Genomic DNA, 20078 nt, shown 5'->3' on the forward strand with positions numbered 1-20078 from the left:
GACAGATGACGCGCACGTACGACCTCATCGTGCTGGGGGCCGGGCCGGTCGGCGAGAACGTGGCGGACTACGCGCATCAGCGGGGCCTGTCCGTCGTGATCGTCGAGTCGGAGCTCGTCGGCGGCGAGTGCTCCTACTGGGCGTGCATCCCCTCGAAGGCCATGCTCCGCCCGGCCCAGGCGCTCGAGGGAGCCCGCCGGGTCGCGGGGGCCGCTGAGGCCGTCACCGGCTCGCTGGACGCCCCTGCCGTGCTGAAGCGCCGCGACTCGTTCGTGCACGACTGGGACGACTCGAGCCAGGTCGAGTGGCTGCAGGGAGCCGGCATCGACCTCGTCCGTGGACACGGCCGGATCACCGGGCGGCGCACGGTGACCGTGACGGGCTCCGACGGCGAGACGGTCGAGCTCAGCGCGACCGCGGCCGTCGCCGTCTGCACGGGCAGTGCGGCCCTGCTCCCCGACATCCCGGGCCTCGCCGAGGTGGACCCCTGGGAGAGCCGGGAGGCGACGGGCGCGAAGTCCGTCCCCGCCTCCCTCGCCATCGTGGGAGGCGGTGTGGTCGCCGTGGAGATGGCCACCGCCTACGCGGCCCTCGACAGCCAGGTGACGCTGCTCGCCCGCAGCGGCCTGCTCGGCGGGATGGAGCCGTTCGCCGGCGAGCTCGTCGGCGAACAGCTCGAGCGCTCGGGTGTGCGCATCCGCCGCGGCGCCTCGCCGATCGGGGCGAAGCGCGGCGCGGATGGGGTGGTGCTGGACCTCGGAGACGGCGAGAGCGTCACCGCCACCGAGGTGCTCGTGGCCACCGGCCGCAGGCCGCGCACCGACGACCTGGGCCTCGACTCGGTCGGGCTCCCCGCCGGGAAGTGGCTCGACGTCGACGACACGCTCCTCGTGCGGGCCGAGACCAACGAGGGCGACCCGTGGCTGTACGCGGTCGGCGACGTGAACCACCGGGCGCTGCTCACCCACCAGGGGAAGTACCAGGGTCGCGCCGCGGGCGAGGTCATCGCGGCTCGGGCCCAGCAGCGGGCGGTGGACGACGGTCCGTGGGGTCTCCACGTCGCGACCGCCGACTCCGCGGCCGTTCCGCAGGTCACCTTCGCCGACCCGGAGGTCGCGTCGGTCGGGCTCACCGAGCGTGCCGCCCGCGACCGCGGGATCGACGTGCGGGTGGTGGACTACGAGATCGGCTCGGTCGCCGGGGCGTCCCTGCTGGCGGACGGCTACGCGGGGCGTGCGCGCCTCGTCGTGGACCGGCAGCGGGACGTGATCGTCGGGGCCACGTTCGTCGGCCAGGACGTCGCCGAGCTCCTGCACTCGGCCACCATCGCGGTGGTCGGCGAGGTGCCGCTCCGGCGCCTCTGGCACGCCGTCCCCTCCTATCCCACGATCAGCGAGGTCTGGCTCCGGCTCCTCGAGACCTACGGAAGGCCCGAAGAATGAACGCACGCCCCGCTCAGCGGAACTACCTGCGCGAGCTCGGATTCGCCTACGCGACCCTCGTCGGCCTCGTCTGGGGACTCCCCTTGAGCACCGGCCGGGTCCGGGTCGAGGAGGGGCTCATCGTGCTCACCGGGCTTCCGCACTGGGCCTTCCGCCGCGGCGGGACGACCGTCGGGCGGGTCTACCTGACGAACGACAACGACGGCCCCGCGGTGCTCCGCCACGAGCGGGTGCACGTGGAGCAGTGGCGGCGGCTCGGCCTCTGGATGCCGATCCTCTACGCGCTCGCCGGCCGGGACCCGCTGAAGAACCGCTTCGAGATCGAGGCGGGGCTCGCCGACGGCGGCTACCTCGACCGAGGCCGCGCGTGAGCGCGCTGCCGGCCCCCGGGGATGCCTCCGGCCTCGTCGTCGTGGTGACGGGCGGAAGCTCGGGGATCGGGGCCGCCGCCGCCCGCGCCCTCACGACCCTCGGGGCCGAGGTCGCCCTGGTCGGCCGCAATCCGGAGCGCACGCGCCGGGTCGCCGAGTCCCTCGGCGCGACGCCGTTTGTAGCGGACTACGGGCGGCTCGCGGACGTCCGCGACCTGGCGGACCAGCTGCTCGAGCGGTACCCCCGCATCTCGGTGCTGGCGAACAATGCCGGCGGCCTCGTGCCCGAGAGGACTCTGACCGTCGACGGCAACGAGCGGACGCTCCAGGAGTCGGTTCTCGGCGGCTTCCTGCTCACGTCGCTCCTGCTCCCCCGGCTGCGGGAGACCGCGGCTTCGGAGCCCGGAGGGCGAGTTCGGGTGATCCAGACCTCGAGCGCAGCGAACCTCGGCGGGCGCATCCGCCTCGACGACCTCGACCACGCCCGTCGCCCCTGGCTGGGCGGCTGGCGCGCCTACAACTCGGCGAAGCTCGCCAACATCCTGCTCACGAGGGAGCTGGCCCGCCGCACCGAGCGAGACGGCATCGGCACCTACGCCTTCCACCCGGGCCTGGTGCGCACCGGCTTCGGCCGGGAGAACCGCTCGATCAACCTGCTCGCCGCGCTGACCGGCGGGCATTACGGCATCAGTCCGGAGCAGGGTGCGGAGCCGCTGATCCGGCTCGCCTCCGCGGCCCAGATCGCGGAGCCGTCGGGGACGTACTTCTCGCGGCTGCGCGCACACGGTCCGACCTCTCCCCAGGCCGACGACGGCGAGCTGGCCCGGCGCCTGTGGGCGATCGCGGCCGAGCGCGTGGGCGCGCCGGATCCGGTCGCCTCCCCTCCGCGTAGCCGCGCGGCAGAACGCCGGGGCAGGGGTTTATGCGGCTTCCGCGCGCCCCTCGCGCCAGTACCCCATGAAGGCGACCTGACGGCGATCGAACTCGCACTCGCTGACCAGGAAGCGGCGGAGGGTCTTGATGACGGCGGCCTCGCCGGCGAGCCAGGCGTAGAGGGCTCCGGTCGGCGGCTCGGTCGGGGTCTCCCAGAGGAGCGTGCTGTCCACGTCGATGTCCGCGGGCTCCTCGTGAGCGAGGGCGTGCGCGGCGGCGGCGAGGTGTCCCTCCACCCACTCGCGGACGGCCGGCTCCAGCAGGCTGCCGCTCGGCGCGCCGTCCCGCGGCAGCCAGGTGAGCGTCGCGGATGCGGGCATCCGGAGCGGGAGCCGATCGGCGGCGGTGGGGACCTCGACGAAGGCGGTCGCGGGCGTGCCGTCGGGCAGGGACTCGAGGATGGAGGAGATCGCAGGCACCGCCGTCTCGTCGCCGATGAGGAGCAGGCTCGTCGCCGAGCCGGGCTTCCACTCGATGCCGACGCGGCGATCCTCGCTCAGCTCGTCCGGTCCCACGAGGACCAGCTCGTCGCCGACGCGCGCGTGCAGGGCCCAGGAGGAGGCGGGACCGGCGTCGCCGTGCGCGACGAAGTCGACGTCCACCTCGGCTCGCGAAGGACGCACCGCGCGGATCGTGTAGGTGCGGAGCGGATTGCGCAGCTCGTCGGGGAGGGCGCGCCAGCGCGGGTACCAGTTCTCGGCGTCCTCGACCGGCAGGTGATCGAATCCGACGCCGGGCAGCGGCAGGAGGAGCTTGACCCGCTGGTCGAGGCCCGCCGTGCCGAACCCGGACAGCTCGGGTCCGGTGAAGGTGATGCGGACGAAGGAGGGCGACAGCCGCTCGACTCGCTGCACTCGTGCCCGGAACGGCCGGTACGCCGGGCGATGCCGGACCGGACTCCGGAGCGAGGTAAGCATTGCCTAACCTTACCTCGACGATTCCGTGCGTCGCCAGAGTGCAGCCGGGGACCGGCCCTCACCACTGCGGCGGATGCCGCCGCTGCCAGTCGAAGCGCCGCTCGAGCTGGCGTCCGATCGAGACGAGGACGTCCTCGCCACCCGGCCGGCCGAACAGCTGCACGCCCATCGGCAGCCCCTCCTCCGTGGTCGCGATCGGCAGCGTGATCGCCGGCAGGCCCGTCGCATTGAGGAAGGAGGTGAACGGCGTGTACTGCACCTGCTGCTCGAAGTTCCGCTCGCCGTCCTCCAGGTCCCACCAGCCGATCGGTCGCGGGGTCAGGGCCAGGGCGGGGGTCAGCATGGCGTCGAGGCGCGCGCCCTCCGGTCCGAACAGGCGGGCGATCAGCGCACGCTCGAATCGGGCGAGCGCGTCCAGAGCCTCCGCGAGGACGGACGCCCGCAGGTCGCGGCCCGTCCGCACCAGCCAGGCGGTGAGCGGCTCGACGTGCTCGAGGGCCGCGTCATCGAGGGGCACGGCGCCGGCCCCCGCCTGCCAGAGGGCACGGAAGGCGCGCGGGTACTCCCCGGAGTCGGGCAGCGACGCCTCCTCGACGCCATGGCCGAGCGCGTCGAGGGCCTCCCGGGCGATCGCGAGGGCGGACTGCGCCTCCGGGGAGACGGTGATCTCGTACGCGTCGTCCCATGGGCTCTGCGAGGTGACGCCCACCGTGAAGCGCCCCTCGCCGCGGACGGCGGGCCCGAGCAGGCGACCGGGGTCGGGTGGTCGCAGGGTCGACGGGAACGGAACGCCCTCGCCGCGGCGGGCGATCATGGCGTCGAGCAGCATCGCCGCGTCGGCGACCGACCGGGCGAGCGGGCCGGGGACCACCAGACCGCCGAGGCTGTCCCGCCCGGCGGGGACGAGGCCCCGGGTCGGCTTGATGCCGACCAGCCCGGTCGCAGCCGCCGGGATGCGGACCGACCCGCCGCCGTCCGACCCGGGTGCGAAGGGCAGCAGCCCGGCGGCGACGGCCACCGCCGCTCCTCCGCTGGAGCCGCCCGGACCGCGCTCGAGGTCGTACGGATTGCGGGCGGGTGGCCGGCCGATGGGCTCGGTGTAGGAGGGCAGGCCGAACTCGGGCGCGGTGGTCGCACCGAGGCTCACCGCTCCCGCCGTGTCGAGGACCTCGACGAGCTCGTCCGTCGCCTCCGCGACCGTGTCGGCCAGCGCGCGCGAGGCGCCCGTCGCCGGGAAGCCCGCCCTCCGGGACAGCTCCTTCTCCGCCAGCGGCAGGCCCCACAGCTCGGCCGCCCGCGGCACGCGGTCCAGCGCACGGGCCCGGTCGAGAGCGAGGTCGCCGTCCACGCGGGAGAGCGCCCCCAGCTCGGGATTCAGGCGCTCGATGCGGCGCAGGTAGTGCTCGGCGAGCTCCACCGGGGTGACGTCCCGCCGCTGCAGCCAGTCCCACTGGTCCTGTGCGCTGAGGTGGTGGAGCTCGAACACGCTACTTGAGGCTCTTCTGCAGCATGACGGTGCCGAGCCAGCGGTCGAACTTGAAGCCGACCCGGCCCATCCGGCCGATCTCCTTGAAGCCGAACGACTCGTGCAGCCGGATCGACGGCTCCGCCCCCTTGTCCGCGATCACGGCGAGGACCTCCTTGAGGCCCGCCTGCTTCGACCGGTCGAGGAGCTCCGCGAGGAGGGCGCGACCCAGACCCTTCCCGGCGGCGGCGGGACGGAGGTAGATCGAGTTCTCCACCGTGTAGCGGTACGCCTTCTTCTGCTTCCACGGCGTCACCAGCGCATAGCCGAGCACCTGATTGCTCGGGGACACCGCGACGAGGAACGGCATCTTCAGCTTGGCGAGATAGGCGAACTTCGATCGCCACTCGCGCAGGGTCATCGTGTCCTCGTCGAACGTCACGACGCTGTTCGTCACGTAGTAGTTGTAGATCTCCCGGACATCGGGGAGATCCCGCGGGGTCGCGTCCCGGATCGTGAAGGAGAACTCCGGCTCGGGCGGCGCGGGCGGGCGCAGGTGCCGCGGCAGGACCCGACGCGTCTCGTATTCCTCTTCGAGCATGCCGCCCTCCGTTCCTCAGACCAACCTAGGGCTCGAGGCGGGGACGGTCGAGGCGCCAGTCGATCGGGGCCGCGCCCTGCGCCTCGAGGGCGGCGTTGACGCGGCTGAAGGGTCGCGAGCCGAAGAAGCCCGCGGAGGCCGACAGCGGGCTCGGGTGCGCGGACTCGACCACGGGGACGGCGCCGAGCAGCGGCCGCAGGGTCCGGGCCTGCCTGCCCCACAGCACCGCCACGAGCGGTCCCCCGCGTTCGACCAGCCGCTCGATCGCGAGGGACGTCACGCTCTCCCAGCCCTTGCCCGCATGTGACCCGGCGGCACCGGCACGCACGGTGAGGACGCGGTTGAGGAGGAGGACGCCGGAGTCCGCCCATGCCGACAGGTCGCCGTGCTCGGCCGGCGGGATGCCGAGGTCGTCTCTCAGCTCCCGGTAGATGTTCGCCAGGCTCCGCGGCAGCGGCCGGACGTGCCGCTCGACCGCGAAGGCGAGCCCGACCGCGTGTCCCGGAGTCGGATACGGATCCTGACCGACGAGCAGCACGCGGACGTCGGCAAGCGGTGTGCGGAAGGCCCGCAGCACGGCCGGGCCGGCGGGGAGGGTGGTGCGCCCGGCCTCGTGCTCCGCCCGGAGGAAGCCGCCGAGGGCCGTCAGGGTCGGCTGCGCGGGGGCCAGGGCGTCCGCCCATCCCCGATCGAGGTCCCCCGCTTCCGCGAGCTCCGCGAGAGTCCGGCGCACGCGTCAGCCTGCCGCCGCGAGCACCTCGACGAGCACGCCGCCCTCGCCCGGGGCGACGCGCCACACGTTGCCCGCGCCCGCCACCCGGACTCCGTCGGCGCCCACGATCAGCGCGGTCGCCTCGTCGATGGCGATGCCGCCGTCCGTGAGGCCGGCGGCGGTCGCCGCGACGAGCCGCGAGAGGGTCCCCCACTGCGCCGTGTGCACCTCGACGGTGACGTCGAGGAGGCCGATGCCGTTGACGATCGTCACGTCGTCGAGCTCCTCGGACGCCTCCTCGGGGCCGACCGGGACGCCGCCGATCCGCCAGCCGCCCAGCAGCGCCCTCTCCGGCGCGATCATCGCGCCTGCCGAGAAGCCCAGGTACGGGACGCCGTCCGAGACGCGCTCGCGGATCTCGTCGAAGAGCGGCGCCAGGCTGTCGAGGTAGGCGGGGGTGAGTCCGCCGCCCACGAGGATGCCGTCCGAGTCGGCCAGCACTCCCGGCTCGGCCCGCACGCCTTCCACGAGCGCGATGACCCGCTCGTCGACGTCGCCGGCGTGGGCCGCCTCGGCGACCAGCTTCGCGGCGTGCTCCACCCCGTCTCCGTCGCGCACCACGACGACGGCGATGCGCGGCGCGCCGATCACCCCGGAGGCGTGCGCCCTGTCCGCGGCTTCCCGGACGAATGCCGCGAAGGCGGCTCCGTCCTCGGAGTAGCCGCCGCCGACCAGGTGGATGCTCACCGGTCGGGCGCCGCGGTGGGGTCCTCGGTCACCGGAGGGAGTGCGGACCAGGGGAAGACGATCCACTGGTCGGTGGCCCGCCAGCAGTAGTCGGGGGCGAGGACCGTGCGCGGCTTCGTGTACAGCGTCACGCTGCGCACCTCGGCGCCGAGTCCGCGCAGCAGGTCGACCGCGAGCGCGAGCGTCCGGCCGGAGTCCGAGACGTCGTCGACGAGCAGCACCCGCTTGCCGCCGAGCGATGCGCCGTCGAGCAGCGGCGGCAGGATCTCGGGCTGGTCCAGTCGCTCGTCGACGCCCGTGTAGAACTCCACGTTGAGGCTTCCGCAGCTCTTCACGCCGAGGGCGTAGGCGAGGGAGCCCGCCAGCAGCAGGCCGCCCCGCGCGATCGCGACGACGATCTCCGGCGCGTAGCCCGACTCCGCCACCGAATGCGCCAGGGAGCGCGATGCGTCGCCGAACTCCAGCCAGCCGAGCACCTCCCTTGCGGGAGCCTCGTCGACCGTCGTTCCTGTCGCAGTTCGCTCGATCGACATGCCGTCTACGCTATCCGGTTCCGACCGCTGCGCCCCCGCCGCAATAGCATTCCTCATGCCCTCCCGCGTGCGCAGCCGAGCCGGCGCCGTCACCCTCGGCCTCGTCGGCTGGCTGTTCCTCGTCGAGATCGTCAGCGGCCTCCTGCAGGGGTACTACATCCCGATCGTCTCGCCCATCGCCCGGCGGCTCGGCATCGACGACCCGCAGCTGAACTGGCTGGAGGCGGGACAGCTGCTGCTGTCCTCGATCGTGCTGCCGGTGCTCGCGAAGCTCGGCGACATGGTCGGCCACAAGCGGATCCTGCTGATCTCGAGCGCGGTGACCGCCGTGGCGAGCTGGGCGCTCGTGGTGTCGACGGACTTCGTGCCGTTCCTCCTGGCCTGGGCGCTCCAGGGCTTCTACGTCGTGTGGCTTCCCCTCGAGGTGGCGATCATCTTCTCCCGCGCCCGGACGAGCGGAGTGGCGAACGCCACCACGCGCCGGGCCGCCGGGCTTCTCGTCGTGGCACTGCAGGCCGGCGGCATCCTCGGCGCGCTCCTCGGGGGCGGCTGCTCTCCGTGTTCGGCGACCTCACGCCGACCCTCGCCGTCCCGGCCGTCGCGGTCACCGCGGTGTTCTTCGTCGTGCTCTTCGGGGTCCCCCGCACCGAGCCGGAGGTCGGCGACCGCAGCCTGGACGCCGGCGGCTTCGCGCTCCTCGGCCTGGGGCTGCTGCTGCTGACCTCGGCCCTCACCTTCCTCCGCCTCGACGGGCCGGGCGCCTGGCAGGTGTGGACCCTGCTCGTGCTCGGCCTCGCGGTGTTCGTGCCCTTCGGCCGGTACGAGCTGAGGCGGAAGGACCCCGCGCTCGACCTGCGGATGTTCCGGCGGTCGAGCATGTGGCCCGTGCAGGTCACCGCCGGGCTCTTCGGCATCTCTGTCCTCGGCGCGCAGGTGCCGCTGTCGACCTTCGCCGCGACCGATCCGGCCGTCGGCTACGGCCTCGGACTGCAGCCGGCGGAGGTCTCGAACCTCATCGGCATCTACCTGCTGGCCGTCATCGTCGGGGCGATCCTGTTCCCCTTCGCCGTCCGTCTCACGACGGCCCGGATCACCCTGATCGGCGCGTCCGTCCTGGTCGGCATCGGCTACCTGATGTTCCTGCCCCTGCACGACGGCGCCGTCGAGGTGCTCGTCAACATGGTCGTCGCCGGGCTCGGCTCGGGGGCGCTCCTCGCCGCGCTGCCCGCCGCCGCGGCCGCCGCCGCACCGGTCGGCCAGACCGGCATCGCGGCCGGGATGACGAACACGACCAAGACGGTGGGCGGCACCTTCGCGTCAGGCATCTTCGGCGTCGCGCTCGCCTCGGGCGTCGTCTCGGCCGCGTCGACCGCCGGATCGCTCGCCGGCTACTACACGGTGTGGGCGCTGTGCGGCGGGACCGCGCTCGTCGCGGCGGGCCTGCTCCTCTTCGTGCCGCGGCTCGCCTTCTCGGATCCGGCCGAGGTCCGAGTCGCCGAGGCGGTCGCCACCGCGGAGTGACCGGTCAGCCGCTCCGCACCGTCTCTTGCGAGGATCGGATCGTGCCACGCGAGAATTCCGCAGACGACCGGTCGCGCCTGGCCTCGAACGCGCCCGACAACCACGAGGAGGGCACGGCCGCGTGCTGCCTGCCCTCCTTCGGATTCGGGGCCGATGCGGCGCCGCCGTCGCGCGGAGCCGGGGAGCACCGCATCGAGCAGGTCGAGCTGCCGGGCGGCTCCTTCCTCATGGGCGACTCCACGGGCGACGGCAACCCCGCCGACGGGGAGGAGCCGGTGCACCGGGTGGCTCTCGCCCCGTTCAGCATCGACGCGACCACCGTGACCAACGCCGACTTCGCCCGGTTCGTCGAGGCGACCGGCTACGTCACCGAGGCGGAGGCGTTCGGCTACTCCGCCGTCTTCCACCTGGCCCTCGCGGCGGACCCCGCCGACGTGATGGGCAGAGCCGCAGGCACCCCTGGTGGTTCGGAGTTCGCGGTGCCGACTGGCGTCATCCCGGCGGAGCCCGGTCGACGATCGACGGGCTGGAGGACCGCCCCGTCGTACACGTCAGCTGGAACGACGCGTCGGCCTATGCGGCGTGGGCGGGCCGGCGCCTGCCGAGCGAGGCGCAGTGGGAGTACGCCTCCCGCGGCGACCTGACCGGCGCGCGCTTCCCCTGGGGAGACGAGCTGATGGACGGCGACGCCTGGCGGGTCAATATCTGGCAGGGACGGTTCCCGTCCGTCAACTCGGCCGAGGACGGCTGGCCGACCACGGCCCCGGTGCGCTCGTTCGCCCCCAACGCCTACGGCCTCTGGCAGACGGTGGGCAACGTGTGGGAGTGGTGCGCGGACTGGTACGACCCGGGCTACTACCGGCGATCCCCGGCCGCCGATCCTCCCGGCCCCGAGGCGGGGAGCGCGCGCGTGCTGCGCGGCGGCTCTTACCTGTGCCACGACTCGTACTGCAACCGGTACCGCAACTCCGCGCGGTCGTCGAACACCCCCGACTCGTCGATGGGCAACGCCGGGTTCCGGACCGTCTCGGTCAGCCCGCCTTGACCTCGAGCGGCCCGCGGATGACCTTGTCCCGCGCCGCCTGCGCCACCGGGCGCACGGTGACCGAGTCGAGGTTGACGTGGCCGGGCAGCTCGACCGCGTAGACGATGACGTTCGCGACGTCCTCCCCGGTGAGCGGGTTGTCGACGCCGGCGTAGACCTTGTCGGCGCGCGTCTGGTCGCCGCCGAAGCGGCGCAGGGCGAACTCCTCCGTCTTCACCATGCCGGGAGCGATCTCGATCACGCGGAGGGGCTCCCCGCGAGCTCCAGCCGCAGCGCCTTCGAGACGGCGGCCTCCCCCGCCTTCGCGGCGTTGTAGCCGGCGCCCCCTCATAAACCTCCGTGGCGGCGACGGAGGTGATGGTCACGATGTCCGCGTTCCCCGCGTCCGCGGCGGTGGCGCGCAGGAGCGGCAGCAGCGCGGAGGTGACGCGCTGCACGGCGACGACGTTCGCCTGGAACATCCAGAGCCACTCGTCGGGGTCGCCGTCCTCGACGCGGTCCATGCCGCGAGCCCCTCCCGCGTTGTTGACGAGGACGTCGAGGCGGCCGAGGCCCTGCAGGTGGCTGCGGAGCGCCTCGACCTCTGCGGCGTCGGTGAGGTCGGCGGCGAAGACGTCCGCGCCGGTGGCCGCAGCGAGCTCCTCGAGCCGGTCGGCGCGCCGGGCAACTCCGGTCACCTCCCAGCCGTGCTCGCGCAGGAGGGCGACGGTGGCCCACCCGATCCCTGTGCTGGCCCCCGTGACGACCGCTCGCTTCCCGGACACGCGACTCCCTTCCGTGCGGGAGCAGCGCCCGCAGCGTTGCCGTCCCACGCTAGCGGCCCGCGCCCGGTTCCGCCGAGGCGCCCGGTGACGGCTCTAGGCTGACCGCGTGGCAACGACGGCGACCGCAGGTCCGGCGGCCGGCGTCGCGCCGCGAGCCCGGGTCGCGCTGTGGGACAACGCCCGATTCGTCGCGATCTTCCTCGTGGTAGCCGGTCACTCGGTGCAGCGCCTCACCGGAGGACTCGACGCGGCGTTCGCCGTCTACCTCCTCATCTACTCGGTGCACATCCCGCTGTTCGTGCTCGTCAGCGGCCACTTCGGGAAGGACAGGCTCGAGGGCAGGGACCTCCGCCGCATCCTCACCGACCTCGTCGCGCCGTACCTCGTCTTCGAGACGATCTGGACCGTGATCCAGTGGCTCGTCGAGGGCAAGACGACCGTCGACTACGCGAACGCGTCCTGGACCCTGTGGTTCCTGCTCGCGCTGATCTGGTGGCGCCTGCTGCTGCCGGTGCTCGCGGTGCTCCGCTGGCCGCTGCTCTGGGCGACCGTCCTCGCCGTCGCCGCCGGGTACACGGACGAGATCGACAGCACGCTCGCGCTGTCCCGGACATTCGGGCTGCTGCCGTTCTTCGTGCTCGGCTGGGAGCTGAAGCGGCACGACGCCGGGCGCCGCTGGCAGGAGGCCGCGCCGAAGGTCGTGACCGCCGTGCGCGGTGCGGCGGCCGTGCTGGTCCTCGCCGCCGTCGTCACGGTCGTCGCCGGGCTGCCGCTCTGGAAGAGGCTGCACCTCAAGGACTTCTTCTTCGCCGACGACGCCTATGCGACCTTCGGGTACGACGCGTGGTGGGCGGGGCTCGTCCGGCTCGGGCTTCTGGCGCTCTCCGCCCTGCTGTGCCTCGCCGTGCTCGCGCTGACCCCTCGCGGGATCACGTGGTTCACGTCGCTCGGAGCCGCCACGCTGTACGTGTACCTGTTCCACACCTTCCTGCTCTACCCGCTGCGGGAGAGCGGCGTGCTCGCGGAGCAGGCGACCGTGCCGGTGCTGGTCCTCATGCTCCTGCTGGCGGCGGCCATCACCCTCGCGCTCTCCTCCGAGTTCGTGCGGCGGGTGTTCCGCCCCTGGTCGAGCCGCCGATCGGGCGCCTGCTGGTCCGGGAGTAGAGCCCGGCGAGACGGCCCGCGGCCCTCCGTTACGCACTGTGTCGCACGCTGTGGCCCGCCATGTGCCCCCTCCGTAGGCTCGCCCGCATGACCGACACGCCTTGGAAGTTCGAGACCCAGCAGATCCACGCTGGCGCCGCACCCGACCCGGTGACCAACGCCCGGGCGACCCCCATCTACAAGACGACCTCCTACGTCTTCAACAGCGCCGACCACGCCAAGAACCTCTTCGCGCTGGCCGAGTTCGGGAACATCTACAGCCGCATCCAGAACCCGACCCAGGCGGTCGTCGAGGAGCGCATCGCGACACTCGAGGGCGGGACCGCAGCGCTGCTGCTCGCCTCGGGCCAGGCCGCGGAGACGTACGCCGTCCTCAACATCGCGCAGGCGGGCGACCACATCGTCTCGTCCAGCTCGATCTACGGCGGCACCTACAACCTCTTCAAGTACACGCTCGCGCGCCTCGGCATCGAGACCACCTTCGTCGAGGACCAGGACGACGCGGAGGAGTGGCGCCGCGCGGTCCGCCCCAACACGAAGCTCTTCTTCGCCGAGACCATCGGCAACCCGAAGATCAACCTCCTCGACATCGCCCTGGTCGCCGGCGTGGCCCATGAGAACGGCGTCCCGCTGATCGTCGACAACACGATCGCGACCCCGTACCTGCTCCGCCCGTTCGAGCACGGCGCCGACATCGTCGTGCACTCGGCGACGAAGTTCCTGGGCGGCCACGGCGTCGTCATCGGCGGCGTCATCGTCGACGGCGGCAAGTTCGAGTGGTCGAAGAACGCCGAGAAGTTCCCCGGCCTCTCCACCCCGGACCCGTCGTACCACGGCGCGGTCTACACCCAGGCCGTCGGCGACCCGCTCGCCTACATCATCAAGGCCCGAGTCCAGCTGCTCCGCGACCTCGGCGCCGCGATCTCGGCCGACAGCGCCTTCACGCTGCTGCAGGGCATCGAGACCCTGTCGCTGCGGATCGAGCGGCACGTGCAGAACGCCCAGCTCATCGCTGAGTGGCTGGAGAACCACCCCGACGTCGCGAGCGTCAACTACGCGGGCCTCCCCTCGAGCCCCTGGTATGCGACCGCCAACAAGTACACGCCCAAGGGCGTTGGCGCGGTCGTGTCCTTCGAGCTGAAGGGCGGCGTCGACGCAGGCCGGCGGTTCGTGGAGAGCCTCACCCTGTTCAGCCACCTCGCCAACATCGGCGACGTGCGCTCCCTGGTGATCCACCCCGCGTCGACCACCCACTCGCAGCTCACGCCTGAGCAGCAGCTGACGAGCGGCGTCACGCCGGGCCTCGTCCGCCTCTCGGTCGGGCTCGAGCACGTGGACGACCTCAAGGCGGACCTCGAGGCGGGCCTCGCCGCCGCGCGCGCCCTCTCGTCGGTCGAGGCCTAGCCTCCGCTCCCCTGCCGCCCGGTGCGCCTCCTCCCCTCGCGGGCGGAGGCGCACCGGGCGGTTCTGCGTCTCCCCCGCGTAACACAGCGCGGTGGCCCCTCGCCGGTCAGCCATACTGATCGCGGCATGGACTGGCAGACCCCCGAGGACGCAGTGCCCTCCGCCATCGTGACGGAGGCGGATCAGCGCGCCCTCCTCGGCAAGCCGCCCGCGACGGGGGCGTGGCGTGAGGGCGACCCGCCTGCCGGACGCCACTTCGCGTCGATCGGCACGCTGCATCTGGAGGCCGGGGGCAGCATCCCGGCCGTCCGCATCGCCTACGAGACCTTCGGCGAGCTCTCGCTCGCCCGGGACAACGCCGTGCTCGTGCTCCATGCGCTCACCGGGGACGCCCACGTGACCGGCCCCGCGGGTCCCGGGCAGCCGACGGGCGGCTGGTGGTCAGGCATCGTCGGCCCGGGCCTCGCTGTCGACACCGACCGCTGGCACGTGGTCGCCCCGAACATGCTGGGCGGCTGCCAGGGCAGCACGGGACCGGCGTCCCTCGCCCCGGACCTCCGCGAGTGGGGCCCCCGCTTCCCGCAGCTCACCATCCGCGACCAGGTGGAGGCGCAGCGTCACCTCGCGGACCGCCTGGGCATCGACCGCTGGGCTGCCGTGATCGGCGGATCGATGGGGGCATGCACGCACTGGAATGGGCGCTCACGCACCCCGGGCGGGTGGAGCGAGCGGCGGTCCTGGCCGCCCCCGCCGCGTCGAGCGCTGACCAGATCGCGCTCAACTCGGTGCAGATCGAGGCCATCCGCATGGACCCGCACTTCCGGTCCGGCTGGTACTACGGGGCGCTCGACGGCGACGGCCCGACGAGCGGGCTCGCGCTCGCCCGCCGGATGGCGCTGCTCAACTACCGCAGCCCCGGCGAGCTCAACGCACGGTTCCGCCGGTCCTGGCAGAGCAGCCTCGATCCGCTGGGCGAGGGCGGGCGGTTCGCGGTCGAGTCGTACCTCGACTTCCACGGCAACAAGTTCACGCGCCGGTTCGACGCGAACAGCTACATCCGGGTCGTCCAGGCGATGAGCTCGCACGACGTCGGGCGGGGCCGGGGCGGTGTCGAGGCGGCTCTCGCCACGCTCACCACGCCGACCCTGGTGCTCGGCATCGACAGCGACCGGCTCTACCCGGTCGAGGACCAGGAGCTGATCGCGCGTCACGCGCCCGGGGCGCTGGACGGCGACAAGCCGGTGGTGATCTCGTCCGAGTACGGCCACGACGGCTTCCTCATCGAGAACGAGCTCGTCGGGCGGGGGCTCCGCCGCCTGCTCGCGACGGAGCCGCTCAGAAGTTGATGTAGTGCCGGTCGTTCAGCGGGTCCTCGCGGTGCGCCCGGATGTCCTTCGCGGTGCCGAGCAGCGCCGCCGCGCCCAGCAGACCAGCCACTGCGCAGCCGATCAGCACGAGGTTCCCGAGCGGGCTCTCCGCCAGCGTCGCGCCGCCGAGATGCGCGCCGAGCGTGTCCAGAACCGCCATCCGTAACCCCCTGAAAACGCCCGTCCATGGGCGTTGCTCCACGATAGGGGCGGCCGCAGACACCCGAACTCCCGATCGCCTCCCCAGTCCGGGGGTGCACCGGACGGTCTGCCGCGGGAGCCGGCGCCGCGCTCGTTCCGGCCCGGCGACCGGACCTCGGGAAGCGACCCGGCGCGTCGGCCTCGACACTCCGCGACCGTGCCGATTGCCTCCTCCGGACGACGATCCGGGGGTGCCCCAACGGGGGCGTCCCCCCTAGACTCGACGGCGAGGTGAACGTGCCCGCAACGCCAACACCGCGACGCCCCCCGAGGTTGAGAGTCGCGATCGTCGACGACCATCGTCTGGTCCTCGACGGCTTGGAGGCGCGCCTCGGCGCACCCCGGACCGGCCTCCAGGTCGTGGCCGCGGTCCCCTCGTGGGGCGCCCTGGTCTCCCATCCCGAGTTCCCGGTCGACGTCGTGATCCTCGACCTCAACCTCGAGGACAACATCCCCGTCTCGACGAAGCTGCGGGTCCTCAACGCGGCCGGGAGCAAGACGGTCGTGATCTCCCGGCATGCCGACTCCGGCTCGATCTACGGCGCCATCCAAGCCGGCGCGGCGGCCTTCGTGGGCAAGACCGAGTCGGCGGACGCGCTCATCGCGACCGTGCACGCGGCGGCGGACGGCCACGCCGAGCCGAGCGACGCCGTCCGGCGCGCGCTCGACGACTTCGAGAGCTCGGTCGAGCCGAACCTCGGCAAGCAGGAGCAGCGCGCGCTCGTGCTCTACGCCTCGGGACGCTCGATCAAGGAGGTCGCCTCCGATATGAGCACCACCGAGGAGACGATCAAGTCCTACATCAAGCGCGGACGGCGCAAGTACCGCGCGATCGGCGTCGACCTGGGGACCAAGGTGCTCCTCCGCCGCCACGCCATCCGCGAAGGCTGGATCACCCCGGAGTGACGCCGGAAGCGACCTCCGCAGGCGGCCCTCGCTGGGACGACGACGAGCGCGGGGAGGGCGTGGGCACCGGCGCCGCGTTCCTGCCCGGGCTCGCCGAGCTGGGGAGCTCGCAAGCCGCCCGCGCTGGGTCGCCGAGGATCCGGAGGCCCACCTGGGCCGGCAGCTCCGCGAGGCGGGGACACGGCTGGGGGTGCGGGTCACCTCGACAGCGGTCGAGCCCGATGGCGCCTACCGGCTCGAGGTCGCCTGCGACCGCGCCGCCTTCCCGAACCGCCGCGCGCTGCGGGCGCTCGGCTGGCGGCTGCTCGGGGAGGTCGCGGAGGCGGGCAGCTGTGTGCTCGAGGCTCCGCTCGAGGACGGCGTTGAGCTGCGGATGCTGACCGGCATGCCGCCGCGGACGACCGACTTCGCGACGCACGGTCACACGATGATCCTCGCGATCCGGGCCGAGCGCAGACACGAAGCGGGCGCCTCGGCTTAGGCGCCCTCGGCCGCCGCGACGGTCGCCGCGACCCGAAGCGCGACGGCCGGCGCCGCGAGGCGGTGCGCCGCGCCCCCGAACCGCCCCGCCGGAGTGGCTCCCCTGAATCGGGGGTCACGGGTGTCACCATGAACCCACGGGCCCCGAAGCCCGGAACCACCGGCTCGCCGGTGTCCACGGAGTCCCGCACCCGACGGCGGGCCCGGATCCCCAACACGGACCCCCGCCCCTCTCCCGCGCAGGAAGCCCCATGGAACGCATCGTCAAAGAGCGCGACAGACTCGTGCAGCGCAGTGCCCGCCTCATCGGCATGACGGGCGCCGTCGTCGCGCTGCTCTGCCTCGCCATGCCGGGCGCCGTCGCCCCGGCCACCCTCGTCGTGCTCGTCCCGATCTTCGCGGTCTTCGGCCTGCTCCTCGACCGCGTCGGCCGCTCCCGGTCGCTGCTCTGGCCGCCGCTCGCCGTCGGGGCAGGAGCGCTGCTGCTCCTCGTCCTGCACCTCGCCGACATCGGCGCGCTGCAGGCGGTCACCGGGGTCGCCGCGTCGCCGACCGGGCTCAGCACCGCCGCCGAGATCGCCATCCGGATCCTCGCCGGCTGGGCGATCGCGAGCGTCGGCGTCGTGCTCACCATCTCCCTCGGCCGGATGATCGTCCTGGGCGTGACCTTCACGGTCACCCTCCTGTCCCTCGTCCTGACCCTGGCCGACCGCCCGTCCCTCATGCTCGGCATCGCAGTCCTGTTCGCCGGCTGGACCATCGCGGTCGTCATCGGCTCCCTGCTCAACGCGGGCGTGGTGCGCGCCGCACGCCGGATCTCCAACATCGGCCGCGCCCACCGCGCCGAGCGGCAGGCCAGCGAGACCGAGGCGCAGCGCCGGCAGGGCGCGCGGCTCCTCCACGACACGGTGCTGGCCACCCTGACCCTCCTCGCCCACTCCGGCGTCGGCGTCTCGGTCGACGCGCTCGTGCACCAGGCCGGCGACGACGCCCGCCTGCTCCGCCAGCTGCGGCTCGGGTCCACGCCGTCGCCGTCCTCGAGCGGCCAGTACGCGCTCAAGCCGACCAGCGAATCCGTGCTCGGCAACACGCTCGAGAACGTCAAGCAGCGCTTCGGTCGGATGGGCCTCACCGTGAGCTGGCACGGCACCGGTCAGGTGCTCCTGCCGAGCGACGTCCTCGACGCGTTCCTCGGCTCCCTCGCCGAGTGCCTGGAGAACGTGCGCCGCCATGCCGGCGTGGCAGAGGCGCACGTGACGATCACCGATGACGACACCACGATCCGCGCCATGGTGACGGACAGCGGCGTCGGCTTCGACGTGGCCGCGATCGCGGAGGGCCGGCTCGGCTTCAAGGAATCGGTGCTCGCCCGGCTGCGGGAGGTCGGGGGCAACGCCCGCGTCTTCTCGGCTCCGGGCTCGGGCACCACGGTGGTGTTGGAGGTGCCGCGCGCATGACCGCAATCACAGACCTCGCCCCGTCGGGCGTCGAGGAGAACACCCTCGGCGCACCGCGGGTCACCCCGCGCAAGCGGAACCTGCCGACGCTCCGGCTGCCGAGCTTCGCCTCGTCCCGGATCATCGACGAGAACGCGGGCAGCCTCGGCACCGGGTTCCTCGCGATCGGTGCGATGGCGGTGTGCGTCATCATCTCGATCTACGACCTCGCCCGCTTCACGCTGCAGTGGTCGCAGTACACGCTCCCGGGCGCGGCGGCGGCGGCGTGGCTGCTGTACGCGGCGCTGCTCGTCGGCGTCGGGATCGTCATCCGGAAGAACGAGGACCGGCTCCCCGACACCATGTTCCTCGCGTTCCTCGCGGGGCTCGGCGTCGTGGTCCTCCTCGACCTCATCTCCGCCTGGTCGAACGGCAACGTCGCGAGCAGCGTCACCGCTGCGGTCGCCGCCGGGGTGGGGCTCCTCTCCGTGGCCGGCGTGCGCCCGACGCGCGAGATCCTCGGCGCAGCCCTGATCCTGGGCGGGACTCTGCTCCTCGCCGACCTGTTCGACGGCCACCTGGACGCCGAGAACCTCGCCCCCTCGGTCGCCATGCTGGGTCGCGCCGTGCTTCCCGCCGTCATCGGGGCGCTCATCCTGCGCTCGTTCCGGCGGATGGTGACCCTCGAGCTCGACCGCGTGCTCGTGCAGTCCACCGTGTCGGCGCCGCGCTACGCGGTCGGCATGCTCGCCTCCGAGGAGCTCGCTCGGCTGGACCTCGCCGCCGAGCAGCTGCTCGAGGGGATCGCGAGCGGACGGACGCCCCTGCCACTGACCCCCAAGCTCGCCCAGACGGCCGCGTCCCTCGCCACCGAGCTCCGCCTGCACCTCATCGAGGGCCGCAGGGAGACGTGGCTCTATCACGCCATCTCGGAGTCCGAGCTGCTCGGTCCGTCCGTCTCGCTCAGCGACCCCGCGAGCCTCGCGGGCCTCCTCGACCCGCGCCAGCGCGACGGCCTGCTCTCCACGATCTGGCTGCTCGTCGCCGACCGCACCCCGCGTGAGGCGGGTGCGGGACGCACCGTGCGCATCATGCTCGGTCCCGCCCAGACGGCCCCGGAGTCCGGCGTCGTCCGCCGCCTGCTCATCCCGATCGTGATCGAGACGACCGGCGTGGCGCGGGGCCGAGTCGACCCGGCCGCATGGGACGCTATGCGCAAGGTCGGCCGGCACACCGATTCGATCCGGGACGGAAGCCTCTGTCTCGAGATCGAGTGCCACGTCGACAGCCCGAGCGACTCATGACCAGCGTCTTCCCGAACGACGACCTTGCCCCTCTGATCTCAGGAGACTCAGTGATCGAACCCCGCCCCCGATCCGACTTGCCCTTGTCGACGACCACAAGATGCTCCTCGGCGCGCTGACGGAATGGATCCGCAACGCCGCCTCGGACATCGAGATGGTGGCCGCCGTCACGACCTGGCCCGAGCTGCTCACCCACCGGGAGTTCCCCGTCGACGTGGTGCTCCTCGACCTGGACCTGAAGGACAACATCCCGATCTCGGTGAAGCTCTCGATGCTGAAGAGCACCGGGGTCAAGACCGTGCTGATGAGCACCTACTCGGAGCCCAACGTGGTCCGTGAGGCTCTTGCGGCCGGCGCACTCGGCTACCTCGTGAAGAGCGAAGACGCCTCCATGATCGTCGACGCGCTCCGCTCCGCCTACCGCGGCGAGTCCTACATCTCGGCAGAGCTCGACCTCGCGCTGAACGCCGGCGACATCGGCGGCGCCCCCAAGCTCAGCGCCCAGGAGCGTCGGGTCATGGCGCTGTACGGCGGCGGCGAGCCCGTCAAGACGGTCGCCTACGAGCTCGGCATCTCCGAGGAGACGGCCAAGAGCTACCTCAAGCGCATCCGCGAGAAGTACCGGGTCGCCGGGTTCGATGTCGGCACCAAGGTGGCGCTGCGTCGCCGCGCGATCCAGGACGGCATCCTTCTCCAGACCGACTGACCGGGGGAACACCGGGGCACCGCACGCGCAGCGTGCGGTGCCTTCCTGGTTTAAAGAGA

General features: G+C 72.7%; 17 protein-coding genes and 4 pseudogenes. 13 read left to right on the top strand and 8 right to left on the bottom strand.

Features of this window, described 5'->3' with window-relative positions:
- Window positions 1-5 precede the first annotated feature (5 nt).
- From QUE51_RS00790 to QUE51_RS00800, 3 genes and pseudogenes are all read left to right on the top strand, one after another.
- Window positions 6-1442, top strand: coding sequence for a dihydrolipoyl dehydrogenase family protein (locus tag QUE51_RS00790; protein WP_286277727.1), 1437 nt, complete (start codon window positions 6-8; stop codon window positions 1440-1442).
- The gene (locus QUE51_RS00795) at window positions 1439-1813 is read left to right on the top strand and encodes a Fe-S oxidoreductase (protein ID WP_286277728.1); all 375 of its coding nucleotides are present in this window, start codon (window positions 1439-1441) and stop codon (window positions 1811-1813) included. Before QUE51_RS00790 ends, QUE51_RS00795 begins: the two co-directional genes overlap by 4 nt.
- A gap of 44 nt (window positions 1814-1857) precedes the next feature.
- Window positions 1858-2445 (top strand): annotated as a pseudogene (locus QUE51_RS00800) (SDR family NAD(P)-dependent oxidoreductase); the annotation flags it as partial.
- A gap of 288 nt (window positions 2446-2733) precedes the next feature.
- Here QUE51_RS00800 and QUE51_RS00805 read toward each other — a convergent pair.
- From QUE51_RS00805 to QUE51_RS00830, 6 genes are read right to left on the bottom strand one after another with little or no spacing between them, the layout of a single operon-like run.
- Entirely contained in the window at window positions 2734-3663 is a 930-nt protein-coding gene (locus tag QUE51_RS00805; RefSeq protein ID WP_286277729.1) for a siderophore-interacting protein, read from the bottom strand.
- Between the two features lie 58 nt (window positions 3664-3721).
- Complete coding sequence (locus QUE51_RS00810) at window positions 3722-5149, bottom strand: amidase (protein ID WP_286277730.1); 1428 nt, start codon at window positions 5147-5149, stop codon at window positions 3722-3724.
- Window position 5150: 1 nt separating this feature from the next.
- Window positions 5151-5729 carry a GNAT family N-acetyltransferase gene (locus QUE51_RS00815; protein ID WP_286277731.1) on the bottom strand — a complete coding sequence of 193 codons (579 nt, stop codon included), beginning with the start codon at window positions 5727-5729 and terminating at the stop codon, window positions 5151-5153.
- A gap of 25 nt (window positions 5730-5754) precedes the next feature.
- Window positions 5755-6462: a uracil-DNA glycosylase gene (locus QUE51_RS00820; protein WP_286277732.1), complete on the bottom strand. Its 708-nt coding sequence runs from the start codon at window positions 6460-6462 to the stop codon at window positions 5755-5757.
- Window positions 6463-6465: 3 nt separating this feature from the next.
- Window positions 6466-7188 carry a Type 1 glutamine amidotransferase-like domain-containing protein gene (locus QUE51_RS00825; RefSeq protein ID WP_286277733.1) on the bottom strand — a complete coding sequence of 241 codons (723 nt, stop codon included), beginning with the start codon at window positions 7186-7188 and terminating at the stop codon, window positions 6466-6468.
- A complete protein-coding gene (locus QUE51_RS00830) occupies window positions 7185-7721 on the bottom strand; it encodes a phosphoribosyltransferase (RefSeq protein ID WP_286277734.1) in 537 nt (178 codons plus the stop codon). The genes QUE51_RS00825 and QUE51_RS00830 overlap by 4 nt, the downstream gene beginning before the upstream one ends.
- Window positions 7722-7776: 55 nt before the next feature.
- Here QUE51_RS00830 and QUE51_RS17645 point away from each other — a divergent pair, with 55 nt between their 5' ends.
- Both QUE51_RS17645 and QUE51_RS00840 read left to right on the top strand, forming a co-directional pair.
- Window positions 7777-8442, top strand: a complete 666-nt coding sequence (locus QUE51_RS17645; protein ID WP_350226690.1) for an MFS transporter — start codon at window positions 7777-7779, stop codon at window positions 8440-8442.
- A gap of 928 nt (window positions 8443-9370) precedes the next feature.
- Window positions 9371-10287 (top strand): annotated as a pseudogene (locus QUE51_RS00840) (formylglycine-generating enzyme family protein).
- Here the strand turns inward: QUE51_RS00840 and QUE51_RS00845 are convergent.
- Window positions 10274-11051, bottom strand: a pseudogene (locus tag QUE51_RS00845) (SDR family NAD(P)-dependent oxidoreductase). The pseudogenes QUE51_RS00840 and QUE51_RS00845 sit on opposite strands and share 14 nt — an antisense overlap.
- Before the next feature lie 106 nt (window positions 11052-11157).
- Here QUE51_RS00845 and QUE51_RS00850 point away from each other — a divergent pair.
- From QUE51_RS00850 to metX, 3 genes and pseudogenes are all read left to right on the top strand, one after another.
- Window positions 11158-12306: an acyltransferase family protein gene (locus QUE51_RS00850; RefSeq protein WP_286277735.1), complete on the top strand. Its 1149-nt coding sequence runs from the start codon at window positions 11158-11160 to the stop codon at window positions 12304-12306.
- Complete coding sequence (locus tag QUE51_RS00855; RefSeq protein WP_286277736.1) at window positions 12303-13619, top strand: bifunctional o-acetylhomoserine/o-acetylserine sulfhydrylase; 1317 nt, start codon at window positions 12303-12305, stop codon at window positions 13617-13619. Before QUE51_RS00850 ends, QUE51_RS00855 begins: the two co-directional genes overlap by 4 nt.
- A 126-nt stretch (window positions 13620-13745) precedes the next feature.
- Window positions 13746-14965, top strand: a pseudogene (gene metX / locus QUE51_RS00860) (homoserine O-acetyltransferase MetX).
- Here metX and QUE51_RS00865 read toward each other — a convergent pair.
- Window positions 14955-15146, bottom strand: coding sequence for a hypothetical protein (locus tag QUE51_RS00865; protein WP_286277737.1), 192 nt, complete (start codon window positions 15144-15146; stop codon window positions 14955-14957). The pseudogene metX and the gene QUE51_RS00865 sit on opposite strands and share 11 nt — an antisense overlap.
- A gap of 314 nt (window positions 15147-15460) precedes the next feature.
- Here QUE51_RS00865 and QUE51_RS00870 point away from each other — a divergent pair, with 314 nt between their 5' ends.
- The 5 genes from QUE51_RS00870 to QUE51_RS00890 all read left to right on the top strand — a co-directional run bounded on the left by QUE51_RS00870 (window position 15461) and on the right by QUE51_RS00890 (window position 20019).
- Entirely contained in the window at window positions 15461-16093 is a 633-nt protein-coding gene (locus QUE51_RS00870; RefSeq protein ID WP_286277738.1) for a response regulator transcription factor, read from the top strand.
- A 190-nt stretch (window positions 16094-16283) separates the two neighbouring features.
- Window positions 16284-16574, top strand: coding sequence for a hypothetical protein (locus tag QUE51_RS00875; RefSeq protein WP_286277740.1), 291 nt, complete (start codon window positions 16284-16286; stop codon window positions 16572-16574).
- Between the two features lie 250 nt (window positions 16575-16824).
- A complete protein-coding gene (locus QUE51_RS00880) occupies window positions 16825-18030 on the top strand; it encodes a sensor histidine kinase (protein WP_286277741.1) in 1206 nt (401 codons plus the stop codon).
- Window positions 18027-19313, top strand: a complete 1287-nt coding sequence (locus QUE51_RS00885) for a hypothetical protein (protein ID WP_286277742.1) — start codon at window positions 18027-18029, stop codon at window positions 19311-19313. The genes QUE51_RS00880 and QUE51_RS00885 overlap by 4 nt, the downstream gene beginning before the upstream one ends.
- Before the next feature lie 70 nt (window positions 19314-19383).
- Window positions 19384-20019, top strand: coding sequence for a response regulator transcription factor (locus QUE51_RS00890; RefSeq protein WP_286279481.1), 636 nt, complete (start codon window positions 19384-19386; stop codon window positions 20017-20019).
- Window positions 20020-20078: the final 59 nt, after the last annotated feature.

It is taken from the genome of Naasia aerilata, from assembly GCF_030296595.1.
Lineage (GTDB): Bacteria > Actinomycetota > Actinomycetes > Actinomycetales > Microbacteriaceae > Naasia > Naasia aerilata.

Coding starts and splice junctions, on each gene's coding strand:
- QUE51_RS00865 (WP_286277737.1), bottom strand. CDS start 15,146: ATGGCGGTTCTGGACACGCTCGGCGCGCATCTCGGCGGCGCGACGCTG.
- QUE51_RS00885 (WP_286277742.1), top strand. CDS start 18,027: ATGACCGCAATCACAGACCTCGCCCCGTCGGGCGTCGAGGAGAACACC.
- QUE51_RS00805 (WP_286277729.1), bottom strand. CDS start 3,663: ATGCTTACCTCGCTCCGGAGTCCGGTCCGGCATCGCCCGGCGTACCGG.
- QUE51_RS00790 (WP_286277727.1), top strand. CDS start 6: ATGACGCGCACGTACGACCTCATCGTGCTGGGGGCCGGGCCGGTCGGC.
- QUE51_RS00880 (WP_286277741.1), top strand. CDS start 16,825: ATGGAACGCATCGTCAAAGAGCGCGACAGACTCGTGCAGCGCAGTGCC.
- QUE51_RS17645 (WP_350226690.1), top strand. CDS start 7,777: ATGCCCTCCCGCGTGCGCAGCCGAGCCGGCGCCGTCACCCTCGGCCTC.
- QUE51_RS00855 (WP_286277736.1), top strand. CDS start 12,303: ATGACCGACACGCCTTGGAAGTTCGAGACCCAGCAGATCCACGCTGGC.
- QUE51_RS00815 (WP_286277731.1), bottom strand. CDS start 5,729: ATGCTCGAAGAGGAATACGAGACGCGTCGGGTCCTGCCGCGGCACCTG.
- QUE51_RS00795 (WP_286277728.1), top strand. CDS start 1,439: ATGAACGCACGCCCCGCTCAGCGGAACTACCTGCGCGAGCTCGGATTC.
- QUE51_RS00830 (WP_286277734.1), bottom strand. CDS start 7,721: ATGTCGATCGAGCGAACTGCGACAGGAACGACGGTCGACGAGGCTCCC.